At 47.0% G+C, this 1,021-nt stretch carries 1 protein-coding gene; it reads right to left on the reverse strand.

The genetic code is table 11. The features are described from left to right. On the reverse strand, positions 1 to 936 hold a 936-nt coding region (locus R7O12_RS27065; RefSeq protein WP_318127143.1), incomplete at its 3' end, for an OB-fold nucleic acid binding domain-containing protein. Positions 937 to 1,021: the final 85 nt, after the last annotated feature.

Consider the following 1,021-nt stretch of genomic DNA (forward strand, 5'->3'; position numbering starts at 1 on the left):
TCTGACTGCGGCTAGCGCGGCAACCAATGTTTTTCCTGAGCCTACGTCACCTTGGACAAGACGCATCATTGGATGCGGCTTTTCGAGGTCGGATTCAATCTCTTTCACCACGCGTGCTTGAGCATTGGTCGGAGAAAACGGCAGTTGCGCCAACAGCTGTTTTTTCAGTTTGTCACATGGTGCGAGCGGTAAGGCGATATCTTGCTGGCCTTTGCTGCGAACCGCCAACATCGACAAGTTCTGAGCGAGCAATTCTTCCATGATCAAACGGATTTGAGCGGGGTGCTTACCTTCATCAAATTCATCTAAATTAATGGTTGGCGGCGGGCGATGAATGGTGTGCAACGCCTGCGACATAGTAATCTGATGGTTATACAAGCCAGAAGGTAGCAATTCTTGCACTGCCGCTTTATCGAGTAGCACCAATGCTTGCTCAGTAAGATTACGTAAGGTGATTTGACGCAGGCCATCTGTGGTTGGATAAACCGGGGTTAAGCTTTGTTCCACATCTGGCTTTTGTTCACTGGCGTAAAATTTGTAGTCAGGGTGCACAATTTCCAGCCCCATACCACCACGCTTAATTTCTCCGTAAGCGTGTACTAACTTACCCTGTGAAAAATTGTTCTTCATCGCTGCAGTAAAGTTGAAAAAACGCAGCGTGATGGTGCCATTGCCGTCACTGATTTTGACTGTCAGCATTTTGCGTTTACCAAAAATGGTATCGACGGTCATGACTTTACCTTGTACCGCAGCCCAAAGGCCTGCGTGCAGTTTGGCAATAGGATAAATGCGGGTGCGATCTTCGTAGCGTAGAGGCAGGTGGAACAACAAATCTTGAACGCTATGCAAGCCGACTTTAGCGAGTTTTTCTGCGACTTTGGCGCCAACTCCTGATAGAGAAGTTAAAGGAACAGCAGATAGCATTTGGGCAGACATAGAAAGCTCAAGAAAATGGTTAACATAGCAGTATGTTAACCATGGAGCTGTGTTTTTGTACAGGAAAAACTATAAGAAGTGGCGT

The sequence above is a fragment of the Vibrio sp. Vb1574 genome (assembly GCF_033338675.1).